This is a genomic window from Halorubrum tibetense, from assembly GCF_042661865.1.
GTDB classification, from domain to species: domain Archaea; phylum Halobacteriota; class Halobacteria; order Halobacteriales; family Haloferacaceae; genus Halorubrum; species Halorubrum tibetense.
Window position 1 is genome coordinate 1 of the sequence record NZ_JBHSWW010000596.1, and the last position, 688, is coordinate 688.

The window sequence follows — 688 nt, forward strand, 5'->3', positions numbered from 1 at the left end:
CGTGGGCAGCCCGCTCGCGGACCGCGTCGTCGTCGATGGGCGACCGTGCGACCGCGGCGAACGCCCGGAGATACGCCGCCCCCGCGTGTGTGAACCGACCGAGGGCGTTCTCCCAGCAGTTCTGACAGCGACGCGGGAGCCCGTCCGCCTCCAGCGTCTCGTGGAGGAACCCCACCCCGTCGACGATGGCGTCGTCGATACGTCCTCGGAGGTCGGCTGGGACGTCCGTCGTCCGGCGGAGCTCGGCAAGGAACGCGATCACCGACGCCGGCTGGTCGAGCTGGTCGTTCGGGCCGGTTCCGTCTGCGGACTCGATCCGGGCGTTCGCCCAGCCGGGAGCGATCTTCCCCGAGTCCGCCCAGACACGGTGGGGCCAGCTCCCGTCGGCGTCCTGTGTGCGACAGAGGAACGCGGCCGAATCGATCAGCTCCTCGGTCGCGTCCAAGCCGAGCTCGCGGCTCGCGTCGAGCAGCGCGCTCGAGGTCTCCGCCTCGTCGCGGAACCAGGTGTAGCCGTACCCACCAGACGTCGCGTAGAACGGGTCGAACTCCGGTCCAGCGAGGCGGCCGCCTCCGTCCGCAGTGAGGAGGTCGAGCGCCCGGAGGTCGCTCTCGACCAGCGCGCGGCGTGGGAGACCTTCCGGGGTGACCGGTGCGAGGTCGGCCGCGGCGTCGCGAACCTCGTCGGC

1 pseudogene is annotated in these 688 nt (G+C 72.1%); it reads right to left on the reverse strand.

From position 1 onward, the window contains the following. Window positions 1-688, reverse strand: a pseudogene (locus ACFQEU_RS17175) (glycoside hydrolase family 15 protein); the annotation flags it as partial.